This window comes from Micrococcus sp. KRD070 (assembly GCF_017168435.1).
GTDB classification, from domain to species: Bacteria; Actinomycetota; Actinomycetes; order Actinomycetales; family Micrococcaceae; genus Micrococcus; species Micrococcus luteus.
Genome location: NZ_JABFNH010000044.1, coordinates 1 through 1,255, shown reverse-complemented (window position 1 = coordinate 1,255; position 1,255 = coordinate 1). Strand labels below are relative to the sequence as shown.

The following is a 1,255-nucleotide window of genomic DNA, read 5'->3' as shown; positions in this document are numbered from 1 at the left end:
GGTCCTGGGTGTTCTCCTCCTCGTGGAGCATCTCCTCGAGATCGGCCACCGCGCTGAGGTGGGGGCGCTCGTCCAGGACGGTGTTGATGTCGATCGTGGCGGTCGTCCCACGGCCGGTGGAGCGGGGGTCCTCCAGGGCGGTGGCCAGCAGCTCCTTGATCCGCTCGCCCTCCTCGGGGGTGATCTTCTGCGGGCGCAGGTGCTGATTGACCGGGAGCAGGTCGGCGTGGTCCTCGTCCTCGAGGTTCAGGATCCAGTCGGAGGCCAGGGGGTTGGCGGTGGTGACCGCGGCGATGCCCAGCCGCGGGATGGCGCCGGCCAGGTCGGTGAGGCGACGAGCCTGGGCGGGGGTGGGCTCCAGGCCCAGCAGGACGATCTCGGGGCCGAAGGCCTCTTCCTGGTTGGCGGCGCGGGCCTGGTCGAGGGTGGCGGCGTCCTGCTCGTCGAGGGCGCGGCGGATGTCCTTGGCCTTGCCGTCGAGCTGGCCGATCAGCTGGTCCAGGTCGTCGATCTGGCGGACGCGGCCGTCGCTGACGACCTTGGCCAGGCCGTCGGCGACTCCGACGAGCGTGATGGTGACGTTCTCGGACCAGCTGGAGGTGGCCAGCTCCACGGCCATGGCATCGAGGACCTGGGTGGTCAGCTGGGGGTCGCCGTCGATGCCGAGGGTGCCCAGGCGTTCGAGGTCGAGCAGGACCTGGGAGCGAGTGTCGTCCTGGCCGACGGTGACCAGCGAGGGGTAGGGGGCAGCGGGCAGGTCGGGGTCGATGTCGATGGAGCCGGAGGCCAGCGTCCAGACGACGCCGTCGTCGGTCTCGGCCACGAAGGGCTCGGGCAGCTGCGCGGGGGCCATGAGGTAGAGGGCGATCTGCTCGGGCGAGACGCGCACGAGGAACAGCTCAGGCAGGTCCTGGCCGTTCTCGTGGGCCCAGCGGGCCAGCCAGCGCTGGACGACGTCGAGCTCCTCAGCCTGCTCGGGCTCGGCGACCACGCGCAGCTGGGTCTCCAGCTGCGCGGTCTGCTCCTCGGGCATGGGGACGGACTGGCCGGGCTGGCGGCGGCGGCGCTGGAGCTGGCGGCGCAGGCCGACGATGCCCAGCAGTCCGGCCGCGGCGAAGGCGCCGAGGCCGCCGATGGTGGCCCATGCGGGGACCTCCTCCGGGGCAGCCTGCTCCTGGTGGGAGGACAGATCGGCGGGGGCCGGCGCGGTCTGCGTGAACGCGCTGCCGGGGACGGCGGAGGGGCCCTCCTGCTC

1 pseudogene is annotated in these 1,255 nt (G+C 72.7%); it reads right to left on the bottom strand.

From position 1 onward, the window contains the following. Window positions 1-1,255, bottom strand: a pseudogene (locus tag J1M38_RS11550) (hypothetical protein); the annotation flags it as partial.